This is a genomic window from Eubacterium sp. AF22-8LB (genome assembly GCF_003458715.1).
Classification (GTDB): Bacteria; Bacillota_I; Bacilli_A; order Erysipelotrichales; family Erysipelotrichaceae; genus Holdemanella.
Genome location: NZ_QRVI01000049.1, coordinates 1 through 6,422, shown reverse-complemented (window position 1 = coordinate 6,422; position 6,422 = coordinate 1). Strand labels below are relative to the sequence as shown.

General features: G+C 32.0%; 8 protein-coding genes. 1 reads left to right on the top strand and 7 read right to left on the bottom strand.

Annotated elements, in window-relative coordinates; genetic code table 11:
• Window positions 1-76 precede the first annotated feature (76 nt).
• From DWY01_RS11165 to DWY01_RS11145, 5 genes are all read right to left on the bottom strand, one after another.
• Entirely contained in the window at window positions 77-274 is a 198-nt protein-coding gene (locus DWY01_RS11165) for a hypothetical protein (protein WP_117996192.1), read from the bottom strand.
• Window positions 275-444: 170 nt separating this feature from the next.
• Window positions 445-1,539: an IS200/IS605 family element RNA-guided endonuclease TnpB gene (tnpB, locus tag DWY01_RS11160; protein ID WP_117996191.1), complete on the bottom strand. Its 1,095-nt coding sequence runs from the start codon at window positions 1,537-1,539 to the stop codon at window positions 445-447.
• A gap of 23 nt (window positions 1,540-1,562) precedes the next feature.
• Window positions 1,563-1,964 (bottom strand): IS200/IS605 family transposase, encoded by a 402-nt coding sequence (tnpA, locus tag DWY01_RS11155; RefSeq protein WP_117996190.1) that lies wholly within the window; start codon window positions 1,962-1,964, stop codon window positions 1,563-1,565.
• A gap of 138 nt (window positions 1,965-2,102) precedes the next feature.
• Window positions 2,103-2,693: a nucleotidyl transferase AbiEii/AbiGii toxin family protein gene (locus tag DWY01_RS11150; RefSeq protein WP_243002008.1), complete on the bottom strand. Its 591-nt coding sequence runs from the start codon at window positions 2,691-2,693 to the stop codon at window positions 2,103-2,105.
• Complete coding sequence (locus tag DWY01_RS11145; protein WP_117996189.1) at window positions 2,690-3,286, bottom strand: hypothetical protein; 597 nt, start codon at window positions 3,284-3,286, stop codon at window positions 2,690-2,692. The genes DWY01_RS11150 and DWY01_RS11145 overlap by 4 nt, the downstream gene beginning before the upstream one ends.
• A 268-nt stretch (window positions 3,287-3,554) precedes the next feature.
• Here DWY01_RS11145 and DWY01_RS11140 point away from each other — a divergent pair, with 268 nt between their 5' ends.
• The gene (locus DWY01_RS11140) at window positions 3,555-4,502 is read left to right on the top strand and encodes a M28 family metallopeptidase (protein ID WP_117996188.1); all 948 of its coding nucleotides are present in this window, start codon (window positions 3,555-3,557) and stop codon (window positions 4,500-4,502) included.
• Window positions 4,503-4,833: 331 nt separating this feature from the next.
• Here DWY01_RS11140 and DWY01_RS11135 read toward each other — a convergent pair whose 3' ends face one another.
• Both DWY01_RS11135 and DWY01_RS11130 read right to left on the bottom strand, forming a co-directional pair.
• Window positions 4,834-5,646: an ATP-grasp domain-containing protein gene (locus tag DWY01_RS11135; RefSeq protein WP_117996187.1), complete on the bottom strand. Its 813-nt coding sequence runs from the start codon at window positions 5,644-5,646 to the stop codon at window positions 4,834-4,836.
• A gap of 225 nt (window positions 5,647-5,871) precedes the next feature.
• Window positions 5,872-6,422, bottom strand: a 551-nt coding sequence (locus DWY01_RS11130; RefSeq protein ID WP_305775250.1) for a group II intron maturase-specific domain-containing protein, incomplete at its 5' end; no start/stop codon positions are given.

Sequence of the window (6,422 nt, the reverse complement as noted above, 5' to 3'; positions counted from 1 at the left end):
AGATATTCTATCAGATTTTAAAAAGACTGTCGACAGTCACTTTGTCAACAGTCTGAGACACTCAAGCGAGTGTCCTTTATTTATTAGTTAATTGGGATGTGATTGCGATAAAAAATTCTTTACTCCAAATATCCAAAACACTCGTATCTTTAATGAATGGTAAAACATCTTTTTTCGCATCGTTAAAATCAATTTCATCAAATCGTACGATCAGTAATGTCTTCACAAAGTCCACATCAAATTTATCTTCTTGAGATATAATATGTGATTCCATTAATTTTTCTCTTAAATGCTCTAAATTAAATCTTGTGTTTCTAGTTAAATAGAAAACATAGTCATTTGAACCTCTCATCACTGAAGTGACGAGATTCTTGGGAACAGGCTTCTATCGAAACCTTTCTTACCAAGCTATCCCCGCAGTTCCTGCGGTTGTTTTTGTTTTGGCTAATTGGCTAATATGCCTTGCATTAATATATTGATGGATGCATTTACATCTCTGTCATGAATTGAATGGCATTTTGGACATGTCCATTGTCTTACTTTTAAATCTTTTATTTCTTCATTCTTATATCTGCAACAATGACAGATCTGACTGCTCGCATAGAATGTGTCTACTTTCTTGATCACCTTTCCATACCACTGGGCTTTGTATTCTAGCTGAGTTGTAAACTTTAACCAGGATACATCCGATATAGACTGGGCTAGATTGTGGTTTTTAAGCATGTTGTCGACTTTTAAATCTTCAATGCAGATAATGTCATATTCTCTAATGATTCTTGTAGATAGTTTGTTTAGAAAATCCATTCTTTGATTCGCTATCTTTTCATGAAGTCTTGCGATCTTGATTCTGTTTTTGATCCAGTTGCGGCCGCCCTTTGTTTTTCGTGACTGCTGCTTCTGTAGCTTTTTCAGTTTCTCAATCGACTTCTTCAAATATTTTGGATTCCCTACCTTTTCACCATTACTCAATACGATAAAATCCTTGATACCTAGATCTATACCTGTTTCATTGTATGTCAGTGGAAACAAGACTTCTTCTACATCCGTATAACATAATGAAACATAATACTTTCCACTCGGTACTTGTGATACCGTTGCACTCAGTAGTCTTCCCTTTGGTTCTCGTGTTTTCTTTATCTTTACAAGACCAATCTTAGGAAGCTTGACCTTATTTTCATATAGTTCAATATTACCATTCGTATATTTTGTTGTATACGAATAACGATGTGTCTTCTTCGATTTGAATCTAGGATATTCAGCCTTTTTTCGAAAGAAATTGATATATGCCGTATCCAGATTCTTTACACTTGACTGTAGAGCCACAGAATCCACTTCCTTAAGCCATTCATATTCTTTCTTTAAAGAAACTAGATCCTTAGCACATGCCGAATAACTGAATGTGATTCCATCTTTTTCATAGGCATCCTTACGCTTTGCCAGATAATGATTATATACAAAACGAGTGCAGCCAAAAGTCTTGGCCAACAATATTCTTTGTTCTCTATTTGGATAGATACGATACTTGAATGCCTTTTCCATGATGATTTCTCCTTATTGATTCGCTATTTTCTTTTTTGACTTCTTATATACTCTATAATCTGTTCTTCTGTATTTTCAGAAACTGTAGCTACAAAATAAGAAGGATTCCATAGATGTCCACCCCATAATTTGGATCTTAGATCATCCCCAAACTCTTTCATTAAGAGTCTGGCCGACACACCCTTCATAGCTTTTATAATATTTGGAATGTAATGCTGCGGCGTACAATTGATCAGCATACGGATATGATCTTCCTCCATATTCATTTCCAGAATTTGAAAACCATTATCCTTTGAAATCTGAGTCAGCAGCCCTTTTAATTTTATTGCGACCTGTCCATTCAAGACATCACGACGATACTTTACACACCATACGATATGATACTGTATTGAATAGACATAGCCTCTTCCTTTAACAACTTCCATGTGTTTTTGCCTCATCAATATTATAACATATGTATATACTTAAAACACTATATTTATCATTTATTGTTAATTTATTTATTTAACATCTGCACATCTAATTCATCTCATGACTAAAGTCACGAGTGTTCTTAGATTGAATTATAAATCTCTTCCTTTAACTCTAGATTTCCATGAACGACAAATAACTGCATGTATCTTTCCAGAAAATAAGGAAGCTTCATCATACAATTTAATACTATATGGCATTGGTAATAATCGATATTTTGTTTCATATGTCGCAAGACCTGCAGGCATGGTATCTGTTTCAAATTTAATTTTTACTTTTTCGTTTTTATTTATGCCAGTAACTAAATCGTTTGGATAAAACAATAAAAATTGTTCAATTGTATCGCCCTTTAGAAACGCAGATTGGATGGCAGAATCTAAAGTTTTATGTTTAATTTCAACATCCACATTTAAACCGAATGACTGAACAAGCAATTTTAAAGTTGGAACGTATGTACTAAGATCGAAATCTTGATTTTTCGTCATTAACGAAAAATCTAAGTCTTCAGAAAAACAATCAAGTCCATAAAATATCCTTAATGCAGTCCCACCATAAAATGCGGCCACATCAAAGAATCCTGCTTTACTCAAAGCACAAAGAGTAATTTCTTGCATGACTTCTTTAACAACATTTCGCTTTTCTTCATTGCTTTTTTGGCTGATACGACTCAACCATTTGTTCAAGAATTGTTTTCATCTAGATCTCCTAATACTTTTTTTAAGTATTTCATATTTGTAGATCCATAGTTATCACAGAGTGTATATAAAATATTAAAATCGAGTCGTTTTAAGACGTCCATATCTATGCGTAAATCATCAAATAATAAATCATACATATCTTTCTTATTACGTACCACTTTTAAAGTATATAGCTTATCACATAATGCTTTTTCGGCTGTTGCCATGACATATGAATAATCTTGTTCTTGAAAAATTTGTAAACCATAAGGATAAATATTTGCAGGTACATCTCGATATGTATAAGTTCCAAAATCATTTTTATATGATTTCTTTTTACCCTTACCAAATGTTGCACTTGTATATGTATATACTGCTTCAGGAATAAGACCATAATGTGCTAAGGCATAATCAAATGACAAATAAGATGGTGAATAGATTGCATTCGCAACGACATAGCCAGGTGCATTTTTATTTGTCTCATACAAATTTCTAGTAAGCTTAATAATTTCTTTATTATCACTCAAACGTTTGATTTTTATATCTTTAGCCTTATAATCCGTTAGACTTTCCTTTAACATTTCATACGTAACTATCATGTTTTCACCTCGTACTTACATTTTATGTTAGTAAACGGTGAAATTTAACAAATTTAAACTATAAATCTACTATAAGACCTATTATAAAGATCCAATGTGAAAACATTATTAACTCCAAGCATTTTGTTGCGAATGATCTTATCTTGTCTAAATCGCAATATTTTCATCGCATTAGATAGATTTATCTTGACTTTTTCGAATTCTATATCATAAATACGAAAACCATTCACCTTATGATAAAATATATACAACTAAGGGAGAAATAAGAATGAATGAAATAAGTTGTAAAATTCTTGATTACTATCAGGTTCGTAAAACAAAAAAACAAAAAGAGGAATTTCGTAAATATATAATTCATGAACTTAATCAATATGGGTATTGCCCCAGAATTCAAAATAAAGGGATAAATAATAATATAATTATTGGTAATATGGAAAAAGCTAAGATATTCTGTACAGCTCACTATGATACACAGGCGGTCTTACCATTTCCCAATTTAATTGTGCCTAATAACTTGTTTGGACTGATTTTGTCACAATTAGCCATTATTATTTGCGTTTTGATTCTTATATTCTTAATAAATATTGTTTTCATTAAATTATTTGTTTGGACAGGTCTATTCAATGGGTTTGAACTTAGTATCGCTTCTTCTATTTCATGGTTAATTATTATGATTTGGATGTTGTTTGGAAAGGCAAATAAACATACTGCAAATGATAATACAAGTGGTGTCGTTACGATCATTGAATCTGCCATCAAATTACCAGAAGATTTCAGAGATGAAATATGTTTTGTTTTATTTGACAATGAAGAACTCGGTTTATTAGGTTCTGCTGCTTTTGCGAAAGAATATAAGGAATATATTAAGAATAAACTTATCATTAATTTTGATTGTGTATCCGATGCCAATGATATATTTTTCTTTCCGACAAAACAAATCAAAAATGATCAATCAAAACATGAAGTTATTATAAAAACATTTGCATCTACAAATTATATAAATGTACACATGAACAAAGGATTTGGATTTTATCCATCTGACAACTTCAACTTTAAATATGCATATGGAGTCTGCAGTCTTAAGAAAGGTTTATTCTATTATCTCGATCGAATTCACACCTCAAGAGATATCATTTTTAATGAAGAAAATATCGAATTACTAAGTGATGGCGTATGCAAACTTGTTAATACAATTCATTTGCATAAGCCGCAATAAATCGATATGGTACATATACAGAAAGACTACTGGATACAGTGGCCACTCTGAATTTTCTAATGTTAAGATACTAGTTTAATCCGTTGGTGTTGGGTGAACTAGTGTCTTTTACATTTTTCTATAATCATCAATGTGATTTTTAGTAATTCAACTAAAGCCAATAAAACCATGACAACATCAATATATATACATAAGACATCCTCCTCTTTCAAAATCGGAATCTTTGGGAACTCAAGATATCATCCTTTTTTCAGAAGATTCACGAATAGCTCTTTTAATTATAAAGAGTCTGAATTGTGATGTTTATGAAATGAAAAGAAAAAACTCCTATTTAGGAGTTCTTGCTTAAGCTATAATATAATTTTTCTGGTTCGTTAGAAACAAGTGAAATCTGAGCATCCTTACAATCTATAATTTTCCATGTTCCATTTTCGAATTGGGCAAAATCGATTGTAAAGAAAGGACTATTTAACACTTCATATTTATGTATCAACTCAACAGGTGGCTGTACACTATCGTTAGTCATATACAAAGGCATGTTTTTATAATAGAAGACACGACATACATTTTGAATGTTATCATAATACTTTTCCGCATACAATTCACCTGTAGACATATCCTTATGGTATTTACTCAATCTTGTGATCCAAGAATCGAATTCTTCCTGTGTTGTACTTTGATCAAAGAAAGCTGGAAAGCCGCATTCCTTAACACAAATCGTATTGTCCTTTATCATAAATTTTCCTAATTTGTGCTTTATAAATTCAACATCAATAAGAGTATCCATTGGAAAACGTATGATTGGTACACAATCTTCTCTAAGTGTTGAATACATCTTCTGGAATGCATACATATTCTCATATTCATTTGGTTCAATTAGTAAATGATAACCTAAATACTTCAATTGAACGCTAAATTCTCGATATGCACAAGGCTGCATCCTAAATCCTCTAAATAACACTTTGATGGGTTCTTCACCCAAATTAGTTATATTCATCTTCAAGACTTGATACATATACCATTGTTCCTGATCAAACAATAGCACATCAAATCCAGCTCGAATGGCGGCATTATATTCATTTTTTAATGCCAAATCCACTTCATTAGAATCCATTAGACTTGATGGAAACAAAATTTTAAACATAGTATTATTCTCCTCATCCTATTTCTCATAATCATTATACCAAAATATTTGAACTTTAAAGGCATATCAAAATTAATTTTCCTCTTCCATTATTTGAGAATATAAGGTATAGCTAAATTACTGAATTTCATCAGTTTCTCAACAATCGAGTAGGAGAAAGTAAATAACTTTCGTCCTCTCACACCACCGGGCAAGCCGACCGGCACACGGCGGTTCAAATTCATATTAACAGTGCTTTAAATTATATTGGTCTAGTAAGAATACTAGGCCTCTTTCTTTTAGTCTTTTATTTGTAAGCACGTTATTTAAGAAACTACTTGCACATCTTGCATAAGCTTTTCGACTGTTCGCAAGCATCCATGCTTCTCTTTTCGGTACTCCAAGACTAATCAGGGCTTTCTTCTTGGTGTTCACTTTTTTCCATTGTTTCCATATGCACATTCGTAATCTAAATCTTACATGCGCATCAACAATTCGTGCTACATCCTTCCAATAACCAATCTTATAATAGTTGGTCCATCCCACGATTGTTTTCTTAATTTTCTCAAGACGTTCGTCTAAACTGATTGACCATCTTCTACTGGTAAGTCTCTTAAGCTTAAGTTTTAGTTTCTCGACTGATTTTGCATGGGGTTTGGCTTTCCATAACCCGTCATTCTCGTCCATAAAGAATCCAAATCCTAAATACTTAATATCATTTGGTTTCGAAACTTTAGACGTAAGCGCCAAGTAATATGATGGATTGAAAATCATTTCAAAAAAATCGACAATTATAT

Excerpts from the sequence above, each read along its gene's own strand:
- DWY01_RS11165 (WP_117996192.1), bottom strand. The coding sequence starts at position 274 with ATGGAATCACATATTATATCTCAAGAAGATAAATTTGATGTGGACTTT.
- tnpB (WP_117996191.1), bottom strand. The coding sequence starts at position 1,539 with ATGGAAAAGGCATTCAAGTATCGTATCTATCCAAATAGAGAACAAAGA.
- tnpA (WP_117996190.1), bottom strand. The coding sequence starts at position 1,964 with ATGGAAGTTGTTAAAGGAAGAGGCTATGTCTATTCAATACAGTATCAT.
- DWY01_RS11145 (WP_117996189.1), bottom strand. The coding sequence starts at position 3,286 with ATGATAGTTACGTATGAAATGTTAAAGGAAAGTCTAACGGATTATAAG.
- DWY01_RS11140 (WP_117996188.1), top strand. The coding sequence starts at position 3,555 with ATGAATGAAATAAGTTGTAAAATTCTTGATTACTATCAGGTTCGTAAA.
- DWY01_RS11135 (WP_117996187.1), bottom strand. The coding sequence starts at position 5,646 with ATGTTTAAAATTTTGTTTCCATCAAGTCTAATGGATTCTAATGAAGTG.